The organism is Bradyrhizobium sp. HKCCYLR20261 (assembly GCF_051168435.1).
Classification (GTDB): Bacteria; Pseudomonadota; Alphaproteobacteria; order Rhizobiales; family Xanthobacteraceae; genus Bradyrhizobium.
The window spans coordinates 350,538-365,803 of record NZ_JBNPUZ010000005.1; the positions used below are offsets into that span (position 1 = coordinate 350,538).

Here is a 15,266-nt window from a genome sequence, read left to right on the forward strand (position 1 = left end):
CCATCAGGCGGCATGTTCCGTGGTGATATGGTGGGCACGGCGCTTCTGCGATCTCGCAAGTACAAATAGCACTGCCGCGCCTTTGCCCACCCTACGGGAGCGGGACTGGTAATTGGATGCACGGCGGCCGGCGAAGGGCGCCAGCAATGCCGATTGACGTCCGCGAGAACTGTTGCAAGTCTTTCGCCCGCGGAACGAACGCTGGGCGGAGACCCTAAGAACGATGCTGCGACGCCCCAGCGGTCGCCGTGTCTCGATGAGTTTCGAGGCCGTCGTTCACCCCGTCACGTCAAGAGAGATCGCATGTCACCTCATCCGCGCCGGGCCCGTTCCGTGCTCGCGTCTTGGCTTGTTGCGTCCGCCGTCCTGCTCACACCGTGCCTCGTGCCCCAGGCCCTCGCCGCCGGTAAGAAGACCATCACCGCGGTGATGCATTCCGACCTGCGCGTCATCGACCCCGGGTTCACCACGGCCTACATCACCCGCGACCACGGCTACATGGTCTATGACACGCTGGTCGCCACGGATTCCAACTTCAAGATCCAGCCGCAGATGGCGGACTGGAAGGTCTCCGACGACAAGCTGACCTACACATTCACCTTGCGCGACGGCCTGAAATGGCATGACGGCACGCCGGTGACGGCCGAGGACTGCGTCGCCTCGTTGAAGCGCTGGGGCCGCAACGACGGCATGGGCCAGAAGCTGATGGACTTCACGGCGAGTCTGGAGGCGCCGGATGCCAAGACCATCGTGCTCAAGCTGAAGGAGCCTTACGGCCTGGTGCTGGAGTCGATCGGCAAGCCGTCCTCCTACGTGCCTTTCATGATGCCGAAGCGTCTCGCGGAGACGCCGCAGGGCCAGCAGATTCCCGAGCAGATCGGCTCCGGCCCGTTCAAATTCGTCAAGGCGGAATTCCAGCCCGGCGTGAAGGCCGTCTACGAGAAGAACACCGACTACGTGCCGCGCAAGGAGCCGGCAAGCTGGACCTCCGGCGGCAAGGTGGTGAAGGTCGATCGCGTCGAGTGGATCACGATGCCCGACGCGCAGACCGCGGTGAACGCGCTGCAGTCGGGCGACATCGATTTCATGGAGGCGCCGCCTTACGAGATGCTGCCGGCGCTGGAGGCGAACGCCGAGCTCAAGGTCGATGTGCTGAACAAGTTCGGCTTCCAGACACTCGGCCGCATGAACTTCCTCAACCCGCCGTTCGACAATGTGAAGGTGCGCCGCGCGGCCTTCCTGGCGCTGAACCAGAAGGATGTGCTCGACGCGCTCGTCGGCAATCCGAAGTATCAGAAGATCTGCGGCGCGGTGTTCGTCTGCGGCACGCCGCTGGAGACTGACGTCGGCGCGGAGACGCTGATCAAGGGCAACGGCATGGCGGAGGCCAAGAAGGCGCTCGCCGAATCCGGCTATGACGGCACGCCGATCGCGGTGATGGCGCCGGGCGATGTGGTCGCACTCAAGGCGCAGCCGATCGTCGCGGCGCAGCTGCTGCGCGAGGCCGGCTTCAAGGTCGACCTGCAGGCGACGGACTGGCAGACCGTGGTGACGCGGCGCGCCAGCCAGAAGCCGGTGAAGGAGGGCGGCTGGAACATGTTCTTCACCAACTGGGTCGGCGCCGACGTCGCCAATCCCGTGGCGAACGTGTCGGTCGGCGGCCGTGGCACCAAAGGCGGCTGGTTCGGCTGGGCCGAGGACGCCGACATCGAGAAGCTGCGCGACGCCTTCGCGCGCTCGTCGTCGCCCGAGGAGCAGAAGAAGATCGCCGCCGAGATCCAGAAGCTCAACTACGAGCGGGTGATCTATGTCCCGCTCGGCCAGTATCTGGCGCCGAGCGCGTGGCGCAAGACGCTGTCCGGCGTGCTGGACGGTCCGGCCACGCCGGTGTTCTGGAACATCGACAAGAAGGAGTAGGGGGCGTCGGGCGCCTCAACTCAGGCGCGCTCGAAACAGAGCACGCGGCGGGGCTGAGCCTCGCCGCGCGCAGGACCACAGGGCTGAACAGTCTCAGCAATGTGTGTCGCGGACGGCTTCCAGCCCTTCCACCATCAGCGGGGGCGTCAGCTGATCCTGCGACGGCGTCTTGCTCGCAGGAATCGGCGCGGCGGCGCGGGTCTTGTGCTGGGGCTTGACGGCGGCTTCGGTCGGCATCTCGTGCTCCCTGGTTGCGCTCATAACGGGCCAGCGTGTGCTGGGTTCCACGCGGCGGGACCGCTTCCGACTGTGCGTGCGCGGGAGGCGATCCTTGCCATGCATCCAAGCCGATTGACCTCGGATGGAACTGCTGCAAGTCTGTGTTCCGCAAGCTTGTTTGCTCCGCGCTTTCATACGCTTGCCGGGCCTTGATCGCGGTCGGGACCGTCGGATGAAAGCTCACATCAAGAGATATTGCATGTCACATCCTTTGCGGCGGACCTCATCCGCGCTGATGTCCTGTCTGATTGCCGCGGCGATAGCGCTGTCGATGGGGCCAACGAGCACGGCCCTGGCTGCCGGCAAGAAGACGATCACGGCGGTGATGCATTCCGATCTGCGCGTGATCGATCCCGTGTTCACGCCGGCCTACATCACCCGCGACCACGGCTACATGGTCTATGACACGCTGCTCGGGACGGACGCGAAGTTTCAAGTCCAGCCGCAGATGGCGGAGTGGAAAGTCTCCGACGACAAGCTGACCTACACCTTCACGCTGCGCGACGGCCTGAAGTGGCATGACGGCACACCCGTGACCGCCGAGGACTGCGTCGCCTCGCTGAAGCGCTGGAGCCGCAACGACAGCATGGGCCAGAAGCTCATGGAGGCCACGGCCTCGCTCGAGGCCACCGATGCAAAGACGATCACCCTGAAGTTGAAGGAGCCCTACGGCCTGGTGCTGGAGTCGATCGGCAAGCCGTCCTCCTACGTGCCGTTCATGATGCCGAAGCGCCTCGCCGAGACGCCGCCCAACGCGCAGATCTCGGAGCAGATCGGCTCGGGGCCGTTCAAGTTCGTCAAGGCGGAATTCCAGCCGGGCGTGAAGGCGGTCTATGAGAAGAACGCCGACTACGTGCCGCGCAAGGAGCCGCCGAGCTGGACGGCCGGCGGCAAGGTGGTGAAGGTCGATCGCGTCGAGTGGATCTCGATGCCCGACGCGCAGACCGCGGTCAACGCGCTGCAGTCCGGCGACATCGACTTCATGGAGTTTCCGCCGCTCGATCTCGAGCCGGTGCTGTCCGCCAGCCCCGATCTGACGATGAACGTGCTGAACAAGTTCGGCTACCAGACGCTCGGCCGGATGAACTTCCTGTTTCCGCCGTTCGACAATGTGAAGATCCGCCGCGCGGCCTTCCTGGCGCTGAACCAGAAGGACGTGCTCGACGCGCTCACCGGCAATCCGAAATACTACACGATCTGCGGCGCCGTGTTCGGCTGCGGCACGCCGCTCGAGAGCGACGTCGGCTCGGAGACGCTGGTCAAGGGCAACGGCATGGAGCAGGCCAAGAAGCTGCTCGCCGAGGCCGGCTATGACGGCACGCCGGTCGTCATTCTCGCGCCCGGCGATGCGATCACGCTGAAGGCGCAGCCGGTGGTCGCCGCGCAATTGTTGCGCGCGGCCGGCTTCAAGGTCGATCTGCAGACGACGGACTGGCAGACCGTGGTGACGCGGCGCGCCAGCCAGAAGCCGCCGAAGGAGGGCGGCTGGAACATGTTCTTCACCAACTCGGTGATCGCCGACTCGGGCAACCCGATCGGCAGCACCTTCGTCAGCGCGCGCGGCCAGAAGAGCCCGTTCGGCTGGCCCGACGATCCGAAGATGGAGGAGCTGCGCGACGCCTTCGCGAAAGCCGGCACGCCGGAGGACCAGAAGCGCATCGCCGCCGAGATCCAGAAGGAAATCTACGACCAGGTGATCTACGTGCCGCTCGGCCAATGGTTCATGCCGAGCGCCTGGCGCAAGTCCATCACCGGCGTTCTCGAAGGGCAGGCGGTGCCCGTGTTCTGGAACGTCGACAAGAGCGAGTAGCTGACAGCGTGTGTAGCCCGCATGAGCATAGCGACATGCGGGTTCACCACCACCGTGCCCGAGACCCCGGATGTCGCTGCGCTCGTCCGGGCTACGCGCTCATCAGACTAATTGCTGATGAGTTGTCTAAGGGAAGATGGGCAAGCGGCCGCATTGCCCAGCCCATCGCGCGACATCATCCGCGCGCTCTGGCCAATGTGTCAGCGAATGCGCCAATCATCGAACGCAGTGCTACTCATCCGTGCAATCACGCGCCAAAGTTGTAACGTATAGTTAACTCTTGGTTAGATCGAGTTGTCCTAGATTCGCGTTCCATCAGCGGAGCGCATGCACCAGATGGCGCGTTTCTTCAGACCGCATCGCGGTCACGGCCTGGCGGCGACATCTATCATCATGGGAGCGGTCCTGGCGCAGACGACGCCAGCCATTGCCGTCGACTGGACCGGTCTGGTGTCGACGGACTGGTTCAGCGCCGGCAACTGGACGGGCGCCGTCCCTGACAATACGACGAGTGTGGCGATCGACACCATCACCCCGAATACGGCGTTGGTCGGCGCGCCCGGCGCGACGGCGGCCGATCTGAGGATCGGCGTGTCCGCAACCGGCGCGTTGATGGTTCAGAGCGGTGGCACTCTCAACGCCACCCTCGGCGTCATCGGCGACACAGCGGGTGCGATTGGCACAGCGACTGTGGATGGCACAGGTTCAAGCTGGATCAACAGCGCCGATGTGATGGTCGGGAGCGCGGGCCAAGGCACGCTGATCATTCGCAATGGCGGCGCGGTGAGCAATGACTACGGTTATGTCGGCAACGATCATGGTGCGACCGGCGTTGTGACCGTGAATGGCGCCCATTCGACCTGGAGCAACATCTCCGATCTGCTCGTCGGCTCCAGCGGCAACGGCACGCTGACCATCCGCAACGGCGGCGCCGTGAGCAATGAATTCGGCTTTGTCGGCAATGACAGCGGCGCGACCGGCGTCGTCACGGTCGATGGCGTCGGGTCGACGTGGACCAGCCGGGGGGAAGTGTATCTCGGCTCGTCCGGCAATGGATCTCTGAGTATCCAGAACGGCGGAACAGCCACCAGCGGGACAGGCCTTGCTGCCATCAATCCCGGCTCGACCAGCGCTGTGACGGTGAGCGGCGCCGGCTCGCGCTGGACGGCTGCCGGCGATCTGTATTTCGGCAGCCGCGGCAGCGCGACGCTGACGATTCAGAACGGTGGTGTCGTGAACATTGGCGGCGGCAGCTATCTTGGCGTCGCATCGGGCGCAGTCGGCGGCGCGACCGTCGACGGCAGCGGCTCGCGCTGGATCAGCAGCGGCAATCTCGGCATCGGCTACCAAGGCAGCGGCGCGGTGACCATCCGCAACGGCGCAGCCGTGAGCAACGTCTTCGGCTCGCTCGCTGTCCAGGCCAATTCGACCGGCAATGTGACGGTGGATGGGACCGGCTCGACCTGGACGAATAGCGCGGATCTCCACGTCGGCTATGGCGGCAGCGGAGCGTTGACGATCGGCAATGGCGGCAGCGTGTCTGCCTCGACCATGTTCATCGCCTATCAGCCCGGCTCGAGCGGCAAGCTGATCATCGGCGCAGACGTCGGCCAGGCGGCCACCGCGCCGGGAACGCTCAGCGCCGCTTCGGTCAACCTGGGGAACGGCAACGGCGAGATCGTGTTCAACCACACCGGCACGAACTACACCTTCGCGCCTCTCATCACAGGCAGCGGCGCAGGCACGCGAATGGTGCGCGTCGAGGCCGGCAAGACGATTCTCAGCGCCGCCAGCACCTACACGGGACCCACGATCATCAATGGCGGCACGCTGTCGGTGAACGGCTCGATCGCCGGTTCGGCTGTGACGGTGAATGCCGGCGGCACGCTTGGCGGCAACGGCACGGTCGGCAACACCATGATCAATGGCGGCAGGCTCGCGCCTGGCAATTCGATCGGCCTGTTGACCGTGAATGGCAGCCTGTCATTCACCACGGCGGCGTCCTACATGCTCGAGATATCTCCGGCGAGCGCCGACCGCGTCAATGTGAGGGGAGCAGCGACTCTCTCTGGCGCCACGGTGAACGCGTCGTTTGCGACCGGAAGCTACGTCGCCAAGCGGTACACCATCATCAGCGCCGATGGCGGCATCCGCGGCACGTTCGGTCCGGTGGTGAACAGCAATCTGCCGTCGAATTTCACATCGAGCCTGAACTACGATGCGAAAAATGCCTATCTCGATCTGGCCCTGGCCTTCATCCCACCGGCCAGGACCGGCCTCTCCATCAATCAGACCAACGTCGCCAACGCGCTGGTCAACTCCTTCAACAGCCATGGCGGCATTCCGCTGGTCTATGGCGGGATGACCGCGCCGGCGCTGACACAAGCCGCAGGCGAGATTGCAACCTCGGTGCAGCCGACCATGGTGCGCGCCATCACGCAGTTTACCACGGCGATGACCGATGTCGGCGCCGCCGACCGCAGCCGCAACCAGGCGACAGCAACAGGCGCGCCCGATCAGGCCGATCTCGCGAACGCCTATGCCAGCGTCCCGCTCCGCGGCACCTTGGGTGACACCTTCGGCACAAGTGCCAAAGCTGCGCCGCATGCACCACCATTCGACGCGCGCTGGCGAACCTGGGCCGCAGGTTTCGGCGGTGGACAGACCACCGATGGCCAACCAGTGGTCGGATCAAGCAGCGCCTCCAGCCGCATGTTCGGTATCGCAGCGGGGGCCGACTACTGGCTGTCGCCGTCAACGGTCGCCGGCTTTGCGTTGGCGGGCGGCGGCACGAATTTCGGTGTCGCCGCGGGCGGCAGCGGACACAGCGACGCCTTCCAGGCCGGCGCATACGTCAACCACAGGACTGGCTCTGCCTATGTCAGCGCCGCCGCAGCCTATGGCTGGCACGACGTCACGACGGATCGGACGCTCACTATCTCCGGCATCGACCAGCTGCGCGCTCGCTTCAGCACCAGCAGTTTCGCAGGCCGTCTCGAAGGCGGCAGCCGCTTTGTGACACCCTGGTTCGAAGCCGTTGGCCTGACGCCCTATGCCGCCGCGCAGGTGACCACCACCCGGCTTCCTGCCTATGCCGAAACCGTAACCGCCGGCGGCAACGCCTTTGCACTGTCCTATCTCGCGAAAACCGTGACGGCGGGGCGGAGCGAACTTGGCGTGCGCAGCGATGCGTCATTCGCCGTGAACGATGCGCTGCTCACCTTGCGCGGTCGTGCCGCATGGGCCCGTGATTTCAACGCCACCACATCCGCTTCGGCCAGCTTCCAGGCATTGCCCGGCGCAGGCTTTGTGGTGAACGGCGCTGCGGGAGCGCGTGATGCGGCACTGACGACGGTCTCTGCCGAAATGTACTGGCGCAAGGGCATCGCGCTCGCCGCGACCTTCGAAGGTGAGTTTTCCGCCGTGACCCGCTCCTACACCGGCAGGAGCGTTGCGAGTTACCGGTGGTGAACGGAGCGCGTTGCGCCGTTACTCCTTGATCTGATCGAGCGCCGCGAGCACCTCGCTGGAGGCCACCTCGACCTTGCCGATCTCGTTGAGCGCCTCGTCGATACGTCCAGAGCTGAACAGGCGCGCGGCCTCCTTGCCGTGGCGATGCACGGCTTCGTGCGGCCGCTCGAGCCGGCGAAACGCGGGATCGCCGGCGAGACGCTGGCCGCCTTCGCCGTAGTACCATTTGCCCAGCCGGCAATTGTGATGGTCCGAGAGCTCGTCGGCCCGCAGCTGCAGCCGTCCGACGGACATGTCGACCAGCCGCTTCTTCCAGATCACGTGATCGGCCTTGGCCAGTCGCACGACCTGGTTGTCGAGCGAGAGCTTGGACATCTCGGCCAGCATCTTGCCGACCTTCGCGTCGGTCTTGCCCATGGTGTCCGCGAGCGACATCACCTCGTTCGCGTTGGCCGTCGCCAGATCGGCGATGATGGTGATGCCCTGCGCGACCTCGTCGGTGGCCGCGGTCTGCTCGGTGAGAATGCCGGAGATCTCGTCCATCTTGCTGCTGACCATGGCCGTGCGGCTGCCGGCCTGATCGATCGTCTGTGCGAGGTCGTTCATCTCGGACATGCCGGTCGCGACCGCCTTGGCGCCGCCCGCCATGGCCTCGACGATGCCGCTCATCTCCGCCTGCAGCCGTTCGATGCGGCCCTTGATGTCCTCGGTCGCCTTGGTGGTCTGCTGCGACAGGTTCTTCACCTCTGCGGCGACGACGGCGAAGCCCTTGCCGAACTCGCCGGCGCGCGCCGCCTCGATGGTGGCATTGAGCGCCAGCAGATTGGTCTGGTTGGCGATGGCATCAATGGTGCCGACGATCGAGCCGATCTCGGCGGAGGCTGCGCTGAGGTCGGCGATCTTTGCCGAGGTGTCACGCACCGAGTTCGCAATGCCGTTCATGGTCTGCAGCGTCCGGCGTACCGCGGTCACACTGTTCTCGACCGCCTGGCGCGTGGCGGCGGCCTCGGCTGCGGCTTCGGCGGATGTCGAGCGGATGGTGTGCACGGAGGCCTGCATCTGCACCGACGCCGAGGCGAGGCTCTGGCAGCGCTCCGACTGATTGTTGGAGGCGCCGATCAGGCGGGCGGCGCTGATCGAGGCCTCGTTGCTGTTGATGCAGAGGTCGACCACCGCGTCGAGATCTTGCGATGCGCGACCGGCGAGGGTGGTGCTGAGGCGATGGATGGCCTCGATCAGGTCCGGCTTGAGTTTGGCGCGCAGCGCGGCGGCATCGACGTCCGCCACGTCGCGGTCGAGCTTTCCCGCGGCCCAGTCGCCGAGGCATTGCGCCAGTGCGGCTTGAAACGCCTCGTGTGCGACCACGTCGAAAGCGGGCGGGGCGTCCCGATGTTCGGTCTTGCGGTTGCGGAATCCAAGCATCGTGCCCCTCACATGGCGCCGGCCAGCCCGAGCCATGTCGCCGAGTCGAATGGTGGCAGCCGCTGTTCCAGCTTTGGGCAGTCATGGTTAACAGGCGGTTTCTTCTGCAACCGGCGGTAGCGAGATGCGTCGCGTGGAGACGTCCCTTGACCCATTCGTAAGTTTTGGCTTACGGTAAGTCATGGCTTACGAAACGGCATTGGCAGTCCTGGCTGATCCGACGCGGCGGCAGGTGTTCGAGCGCCTGCGCGGCGGACCGTCGCCCGTCAATGTCATCGCGGCGGGTCTGCCGGTGTCGCGGCCCGCGGTGTCGCAGCATCTGAAGGTGTTGCGTGACGCCGGCCTCGTCGAGGAGCGCAGCGAGGGTGTGCGCCGGATCTATTCGCTGCGGCGGGAAGGGCTGAGCGAGCTGCGCGACTGGCTCGACGGCTTCTGGGATGACGCGCTGCTCGCCTTCAAGATCGAGGCGGAGCGCTCGCATCGAAAGATGAAAGGGAAGGCGGATGAATGAGCGGGGCGTGATCGCGGCGGTCGAGAAGCAGGTTCGCGTGCGCGTGCCGATTGATCATGCCTTCGCCGTCTTCACCAGCGGGCTCACGCGCTGGTGGCCGCATACGCATGGCGTCGGCGGCAAGCCGATCGCAAAGGTCCTGCTGGAGCCGAAGCTTGGCGGTCGCTGGCGCGAGATCGCCGAGGACGGCACGGAGGTCTCGGTCGCCACCATCATTCTGTGGGAGCCGCCGCATCGTTTCGTGATGCTGTGGCAGGTCGATGCGCAATGGCGGCCTGACGTTGCGATGCGCTCCGAAGTCGACGTGCAGTTCTTCGCCGAGGGACCGGACATGACGCGCGTCGAGCTGCTGCACCACAAGTTCGAGACCATGGGCGAGGCGGCCGGCGCGTCGATGCGGCGGGATGTCGATGGCGGCTGGCCCGGCCTGCTGCAACGCTTTTTGGCCGAGGCCGAGAGCGAGCGCCCATAAGCTCGATCATCATCAGGGGAGAGTCGTCATGTCCGAGTTCGTTGTTCATTCCGTGCCGGGAAGCCCGTTCGGGCGCAGCGTGCTGGCGACGCTGGAAGAGAAAGGCGCACCGTATCGTCTCGTCCCTCTCGGACCTGGCGACTCCAAGTCGGCAGCCCATCTCGCGCGTCATCCGTTCGGCCGTGTGCCGGCGATCGAGCATGACGGCTTCGCGCTGTATGAGACGCAGGCGATCCTGCGCTATCTCGACCGCGTGCTGCCCGAGCCTGTGCTGACGCCGGCCGACGCGAAGCGCGCGGCGCGCATGGACCAGGTGATGAATATCAGCGACTGGTACCTGTTCCAGGGCGTCTGCAACGTCATCATCTTCCAGCGCATCGTCGGCCCGCAGTTCTTCGGTACGGCCACCGACGAGGCCGCGATCGAGCGGGCGATGCCGCAGGCGAGGGCGGTGATGTCCGAGCTGTCGCGTCTGCTCGGCGACCAGCCGTTCATGGTGGGCGAGCAGCTCTCGCTCGCCGATCTGCAAGCAGGACCGCAGGCGAGTTTCCTGGCGCTGACCCCGGAATGGGCGGAGCTGACCGAGCCCCATGCCAACCTCGCCGCCTGGGTTGAACGGCTGGAGGCACGGCCGAGCTTCAAGGCCACGACGTGGGCCCGGCTGATGGAGCAGGCGAAGGTGGCGTAGTCAGACCGTCCGCTTCGGTCGCGACTACCAGCCGAGCGGCTGGCCGTCGCGGAAGAAGCCGCCGGTCGGTCCGTCGTCGCCGAGCAGGGCCGCCCAGACCACGCCGGCTGCGCCCTCGGCCACGGGGCGTGCGCCCATCGCCGCGCCGACCTCGAACGTCGCGGTGAACCCCGGACACACCGCGTTGACGCGGAGCAACGGGTTCTCCCTTGCGAGCTTCACCGTCAGCGCGTTCAGGGCTGCCTTGGCGATGCCATAGGACGCGGGCATCGGCGCCGGCGTCGCCAGGCCGAACTCCGGATCGGCGTGCGAGCCGGCACCGCTCGAGACGTTGACGAGCCGGCCGTGGGCGCTGCTCCGCAAGAGCGGCAGGAAGATCTGCGCGACCGACCAGGCGCCGAACAGCGTGCTCTCGAAGTTGGCACGGACCTCCGTGAGGTCAGCGGACGAGGCGGTCTCGTCGTAGCTCCCCAGGGTCGCGGCGTTGTTGATCAGAATGTCGAGCCGGCCGAACCGCTCATCCAGCAGCGCCGCAACCTTGCCCACGGCATCGGTGTCGGTGATGTCCATGCCGTGCCCCTCGGCCGCGATGCCCGCCGCGGTCAGTTCGGCCGCACGGGCCTGGGCATCCTCGGCCTTGCGCGCCGTCAGGACGATATGATGGCCGCGCTGCCCGAGCTGCCGCGCCACCTCGAACCCGATCCCCGTCGCGCGCCCGGCACCCGTGATCAGGGCAATGGAAGTTGCTGCGCTCATCATCACCTCGCTGTCGGATGCGTGGGGGGACACTCGCAAAGCGGAACGCTGCCGACGTCGGCTCGGATCGATGTTTGGGCCGCTGAGCTTTTTGATCGACGGCGAGATTTTGTCGCCAAGGACTGTCGCGCCTTGGTGCGGACGGTGGGACTCGAACCCACACGACGTTGCCATCGAGGGATTTTAAGTCCCTTGCGTCTACCGATTCCGCCACGTCCGCGTTTGACATCAGAGACTTGGCGCAGGATCCGGCGAGGCGGAACGAGCTCTGCGGGGGGCTCTGACGTTCATGCTCTGCTTAAGCCAGGGCAACCGCCTTGGTAAAGCCTCAATCCGGCCGTCACCACCTGCTTGAACTGCGTCCGAGTTCAAGCGAGCTGCCAGCTCCGAGGCATGACGTCCTGCAAGACATGGACGAGGTGGCTGTTGTAAGGCACGGATGCATCACGGGAAACGATTCTGGCCCAGCGCCGCCGGTCAGGGACATTCTCGGCGCGTGAGCGCGGCGATGTCTTGAAACCACTGCATGATCGAGGCTGCATGACCACCGACTGCCACCGTTCACGCCTTCAACGTCTCGCCGTCCTCGCGGGACTGCTCGCCGGCGGATCGCTGCTCTCGGGCTGCGCGGGCATGAGCGACAGCGTCTCCACGGCGTTCGCGGACCCGGCCAAATACGAGCTCTACGATTGCAAGCAGCTCGAAGCCGAGCGCAAATCCCTGGCCACCCGCACCGCCGAGCTGCAGGGGCTGATGGCCAAGGCCGAGACCGGGGCCGGCGGCGCCGTCGTCGCCGAGGTCGCCTATCGCAACGACTACATCGCCGTGCGCGGCCAGTCGCAGTTTGCCGAGGAGGCCTGGCGCAAGAACAAATGCGTGGAAACGCCGCCGCAGCCGGTTGCCGCCAAGCCCGGCAAGCCGGCGAAGCCCGCGCGCGCGATGCGGCCGATGGCCTCGTCGAATTCGGCCGCCCCCTCGACGCTGCCGCGGGACGGCTCGGTCTACTGAACCTCCGCCGTCACGGACGCCAGCCGTAGATCCAGTTCTGCCGGGCCGACAGCCGCTGCGGCCCGAGCGCCTGGATGCTGATATCGCGGGCGAGCGCCAGCGGCCCGGTCATGTGATAGATCCGGCCCTGTTGACGGGCGGTGCGCTGGACGCGGCCGACGCGCGGCCGGCGCAGCTTGGCGTAGCGCTTCAGCGCCGCGGGGATCGCGCCGGGTCCGTCGGAGCGCGCCTCGGCCAGGCTGTTCGCGAGCACCACCGCATCCTCGATCGCCATGCCCGCGCCCTGCGCCGCGAACGGCAGCATGGCGTGGGCCGCATCACCGAGCAGGGCGACGCTGCCCTCGGTCCATTCGATGCCCTCGGGCACCGCGAACAGCGCCCATTTGCGCCAGCCGTCCACGGCATTGAGCAGCAGCCGCGCCGTCGAAGGCCAGCGCGGCGACCCGAACACTGCCTTCAACTCGGCCGGATCGCCCTCGGAACTCCAACCCGGCCGGTTCCAGGTGCCCGGCACCACCGCGACGACGTTCACCTGGCGGCCCGCGGCAATCGGATAGGCGACAAGATGCGCGCCCGGGCCCATCCAGAGCTGGACCCGCGCCGCGGTGAACTCGCGCGGCAGCTGCCGGGCGTCGAGCGTTCCGCGCCAGGCGATCAGCCCGGAGAATTCGGCGCCGATGTTGGGAAACAGATGATGGCGGACCGCCGACCAGACACCGTCGGCGCCGATCAGCGCCAGCGCGACGTCCTGGCGGCGCTCATTGCCGCGGCGATGGACGACCGTCAGGCCGCGGGTATGCGCGGTGACATCCTCGAACTGGCATCCGAGGCGCAGTTCGACGTCCGGATGCGCCATGACCTCGGCCGCGAGCGCAGCCTGCAGATCGGCGCGGTGGATCACCCAATAGGGCGCACCGGCCGCCTGGCTTGCGGCCTCGCCGAGCGGCAGGCGCGCGACTTCGCCGCCGGCGCGCGCGCTCATGATGCTCACGGCCTCCGGCACCACGGCGCGCGCGGTGAGCCGCGGCTCCAGGCCGAGATCGATCAGGATGCGGCTGGCATTCGGCGACAGCTGCAGGCCCGCGCCGACCTCTTCGAGCCGCTCGGCCTTTTCCAGCACGACGACGCGGAAGCCCTTCGCGGCGAGCGCGAGCGCGGCCGTCAGGCCGCCGATCCCGGCTCCCGCCACATAGACGGTACGCAGTGTCACGTTACGCCGATCAGGCGACGTCCTTCAGCACGCATTCCGGCGGCCGCGCCTCGCCGGCGGCGAGATCCGGCGCATGGCGGTACAGCGTCGAGCAATAGGGGCAGATGATCTCTTTGTCGTTGCCGAGATCGAGGAACACATGCGGGTGATCGAACGGCGGATTGGCGCCCACGCACATGAACTCATGCGAGCCGATCTCGATGACGGGGACACCGGCATCGTTGTGGAAATGCGGGACGATGTTATCGGCCATCGGGTTCACCTCGAGGGGCAGCGGGAGTGTAGACGGTCAGCACGACGGCGTAGCACCAGCGGCGGTCGCACGGCCGCGCGCGTCGAAAACGGCGCGACCATACTGAGCCTTAAGGCCAATTCCTAGTGTTGGGAACCCGCGTCTGGTGCAACGCACGCCGTTATGTTCTGGCCTGTGGATTCGACACAAAGCGGGGCCTTCCGAGAAGCCCTTCTTTCGTCGGGGCCGTTGTGTCCCGGACCGGGCATCCTATGTTTGTCGGCAGTGTCGGCGCGCGAAAACGTGAAGGCGACGTGATCCCTCAGCGAATCAAACCGGGAATCGTCCTGGCCGTGGCCGGGCTGCTCGCCAGTGCCGCGGTCGGCGCGGCGTGGTGGCCGCATGCCTATCGTGCCGGCGCCGTGATTGCGGCGCAGGAGGATCCGGCACGGCTGTCGGACCTGCAGATCGCAGTACTGCTCAAAAGCGATTCGGCGCTCGTTGCGCGCCAGATCGAGGAGGCGCTCGCGGCCGGCGATCCCGATCTCGCGGAAAGTTTCGTCGCGCTGGCGCGTGAGCATCGAGTTGCGCTCGATGCGGCGCTGGTCCAGCGGGTGAGCGACGCGGTGGCCGCCGAGAAGGCTCCGACCGCGGTCGCGATGCGGTTCGCGACCGGCCTCGTCACGGGCCAGGCGGATGACGTGGCGAGCCTGTCGGGCACGGTAGCCGGCGATCTGTTCGTGTTCGGCGACATCCGCGACGCCGTCCGCGAAGGCAAGCATCTGGTGATGGGCGAGGAGACCGACCGGCTCGTGCTCGGGCTTGCGACCGCAGGTCTTGCCGTGACCGCGGCGACCTATGTCTCCGCCGGTGGCGCGGCGCCGGTCCGGGCCGGTCTGACCCTGGTCAAGGATGCGCGGAAGGTCGGCCGGCTCGGCGAGGGACTCGCCGCGTGGGCCGGGCGGTCGGCGCGCGAGGTGGTCGACGCGCCGCTGCTGCAGCAGGCCGTCGCATCAGGCTCGGTGCTGCGGCCGGGCGAGACCGCGACCGCGATCCGAGCCGCGTTCCGCGCCGAGAAGGCCGGTGCGCTGATCCGGCTCGGCAAGGATGTCGGCCGCATCACCGAGAAGGCCGGCACCCGCGGCGCACTTGATTCGCTCAAGCTCGCCGAAGGCCCAAAGGACGTCGCGCGCGCCGCCCGTCTGGCCGAGGCCAAGGGTGGACAGACCCGCGCCATCCTGAAGCTGCTCGGGCGCGGCGCGCTGCTGCTGACCGCCGGCGCGTTCAATCTTGCACTGTGGCTGTTCGGCGCGCTGATGTCGCTGTTCGGCTTCGTCGCGTCCTTGAAGGCGACAACGGAGCGCGCGACGCAGGCCTGGATCGACCGCGGCAAGCGACGCCGTCTGCGCCGGATGCAGGCGGCCGCGGCACGCCCCGAACTGGTGGCGCCGGTGGCCTGCGGCTAGACTGCGGTCGCACCGACCCTCATT

General features: G+C 66.7%; 13 protein-coding genes and 1 tRNA gene. 8 read left to right on the forward strand and 6 right to left on the reverse strand.

The genetic code is table 11. The features are described 5' to 3' along the window. Positions 1 to 303 precede the first annotated feature (303 nt). On the forward strand, positions 304 to 1,917 hold the full coding sequence (locus tag ACQR1L_RS14255) for an ABC transporter substrate-binding protein (RefSeq protein ID WP_434858579.1): 1,614 nt from the start codon (positions 304 to 306) through the stop codon (positions 1,915 to 1,917). A gap of 93 nt (positions 1,918 to 2,010) precedes the next feature. Here ACQR1L_RS14255 and ACQR1L_RS14260 read toward each other — a convergent pair whose 3' ends face one another. Next, a complete protein-coding gene (locus ACQR1L_RS14260; protein ID WP_434858580.1) occupies positions 2,011 to 2,154 on the reverse strand; it encodes a hypothetical protein in 144 nt (47 codons plus the stop codon). A gap of 241 nt (positions 2,155 to 2,395) precedes the next feature. Here ACQR1L_RS14260 and ACQR1L_RS14265 point away from each other — a divergent pair, with 241 nt between their 5' ends. Next, positions 2,396 to 4,006: an ABC transporter substrate-binding protein gene (locus ACQR1L_RS14265; protein WP_434858581.1), complete on the forward strand. Its 1,611-nt coding sequence runs from the start codon at positions 2,396 to 2,398 to the stop codon at positions 4,004 to 4,006. A gap of 336 nt (positions 4,007 to 4,342) precedes the next feature. Beyond that, positions 4,343 to 7,477, forward strand: a complete 3,135-nt coding sequence (locus ACQR1L_RS14270) for an autotransporter domain-containing protein (protein ID WP_434858582.1) — start codon at positions 4,343 to 4,345, stop codon at positions 7,475 to 7,477. Positions 7,478 to 7,495: 18 nt separating this feature from the next. On the opposite strand, the gene ACQR1L_RS14275 is transcribed toward ACQR1L_RS14270, so the two are convergent. Next, a complete protein-coding gene (locus tag ACQR1L_RS14275) occupies positions 7,496 to 8,899 on the reverse strand; it encodes a methyl-accepting chemotaxis protein (protein ID WP_434858583.1) in 1,404 nt (467 codons plus the stop codon). Between the two features lie 181 nt (positions 8,900 to 9,080). Between ACQR1L_RS14275 and ACQR1L_RS14280 the strand changes: the two genes are divergently transcribed. From ACQR1L_RS14280 to ACQR1L_RS14290, 3 genes are read left to right on the forward strand one after another with little or no spacing between them, the layout of a single operon-like run. Beyond that, complete coding sequence (locus ACQR1L_RS14280; protein ID WP_434858584.1) at positions 9,081 to 9,410, forward strand: ArsR/SmtB family transcription factor; 330 nt, start codon at positions 9,081 to 9,083, stop codon at positions 9,408 to 9,410. Then, a complete protein-coding gene (locus tag ACQR1L_RS14285) occupies positions 9,403 to 9,882 on the forward strand; it encodes an SRPBCC family protein (RefSeq protein WP_434858585.1) in 480 nt (159 codons plus the stop codon). Before ACQR1L_RS14280 ends, ACQR1L_RS14285 begins: the two co-directional genes overlap by 8 nt. Positions 9,883 to 9,910: 28 nt before the next feature. After that, a complete protein-coding gene (locus tag ACQR1L_RS14290; RefSeq protein WP_434858586.1) occupies positions 9,911 to 10,570 on the forward strand; it encodes a glutathione S-transferase family protein in 660 nt (219 codons plus the stop codon). A 24-nt stretch (positions 10,571 to 10,594) separates the two neighbouring features. Here ACQR1L_RS14290 and ACQR1L_RS14295 read toward each other — a convergent pair whose 3' ends face one another. Both ACQR1L_RS14295 and ACQR1L_RS14300 read right to left on the reverse strand, forming a co-directional pair. Continuing rightward, complete coding sequence (locus ACQR1L_RS14295) at positions 10,595 to 11,326, reverse strand: SDR family NAD(P)-dependent oxidoreductase (protein ID WP_434858587.1); 732 nt, start codon at positions 11,324 to 11,326, stop codon at positions 10,595 to 10,597. A 133-nt stretch (positions 11,327 to 11,459) separates the two neighbouring features. Then, positions 11,460 to 11,546, reverse strand: a tRNA-Leu gene (locus ACQR1L_RS14300). Between the two features lie 320 nt (positions 11,547 to 11,866). On the opposite strand from ACQR1L_RS14300, the gene ACQR1L_RS14305 reads away from it, so the two are divergent. Continuing rightward, entirely contained in the window at positions 11,867 to 12,334 is a 468-nt protein-coding gene (locus tag ACQR1L_RS14305) for a hypothetical protein (RefSeq protein ID WP_434858588.1), read from the forward strand. A 10-nt stretch (positions 12,335 to 12,344) separates the two neighbouring features. Here ACQR1L_RS14305 and ACQR1L_RS14310 read toward each other — a convergent pair whose 3' ends face one another. Further along, positions 12,345 to 13,544, reverse strand: coding sequence for an FAD-dependent monooxygenase (locus tag ACQR1L_RS14310; RefSeq protein ID WP_434858589.1), 1,200 nt, complete (start codon positions 13,542 to 13,544; stop codon positions 12,345 to 12,347). 10 nt (positions 13,545 to 13,554) lie between these two features. Further along, a complete protein-coding gene (locus ACQR1L_RS14315) occupies positions 13,555 to 13,797 on the reverse strand; it encodes a zinc-finger domain-containing protein (protein ID WP_434858590.1) in 243 nt (80 codons plus the stop codon). A 293-nt stretch (positions 13,798 to 14,090) separates the two neighbouring features. Between ACQR1L_RS14315 and ACQR1L_RS14320 the strand changes: the two genes are divergently transcribed. Then, entirely contained in the window at positions 14,091 to 15,242 is a 1,152-nt protein-coding gene (locus ACQR1L_RS14320) for a hypothetical protein (protein ID WP_434858591.1), read from the forward strand. Positions 15,243 to 15,266: the final 24 nt, after the last annotated feature.

What these genes read in the sequence shown, in the direction of transcription:
- ACQR1L_RS14265 (WP_434858581.1), top strand. Translation starts at nt 2,396, where the DNA reads ATGTCACATCCTTTGCGGCGGACCTCATCCGCGCTGATGTCCTGTCTG.
- ACQR1L_RS14270 (WP_434858582.1), top strand. Translation starts at nt 4,343, where the DNA reads ATGGCGCGTTTCTTCAGACCGCATCGCGGTCACGGCCTGGCGGCGACA.
- ACQR1L_RS14280 (WP_434858584.1), top strand. Translation starts at nt 9,081, where the DNA reads ATGGCTTACGAAACGGCATTGGCAGTCCTGGCTGATCCGACGCGGCGG.
- ACQR1L_RS14260 (WP_434858580.1), bottom strand. Translation starts at nt 2,154, where the DNA reads ATGCCGACCGAAGCCGCCGTCAAGCCCCAGCACAAGACCCGCGCCGCC.
- ACQR1L_RS14275 (WP_434858583.1), bottom strand. Translation starts at nt 8,899, where the DNA reads ATGCTTGGATTCCGCAACCGCAAGACCGAACATCGGGACGCCCCGCCC.
- ACQR1L_RS14255 (WP_434858579.1), top strand. Translation starts at nt 304, where the DNA reads ATGTCACCTCATCCGCGCCGGGCCCGTTCCGTGCTCGCGTCTTGGCTT.
- ACQR1L_RS14305 (WP_434858588.1), top strand. Translation starts at nt 11,867, where the DNA reads ATGACCACCGACTGCCACCGTTCACGCCTTCAACGTCTCGCCGTCCTC.
- ACQR1L_RS14315 (WP_434858590.1), bottom strand. Translation starts at nt 13,797, where the DNA reads ATGGCCGATAACATCGTCCCGCATTTCCACAACGATGCCGGTGTCCCC.
- ACQR1L_RS14290 (WP_434858586.1), top strand. Translation starts at nt 9,911, where the DNA reads ATGTCCGAGTTCGTTGTTCATTCCGTGCCGGGAAGCCCGTTCGGGCGC.
- ACQR1L_RS14285 (WP_434858585.1), top strand. Translation starts at nt 9,403, where the DNA reads ATGAATGAGCGGGGCGTGATCGCGGCGGTCGAGAAGCAGGTTCGCGTG.
- ACQR1L_RS14295 (WP_434858587.1), bottom strand. Translation starts at nt 11,326, where the DNA reads ATGAGCGCAGCAACTTCCATTGCCCTGATCACGGGTGCCGGGCGCGCG.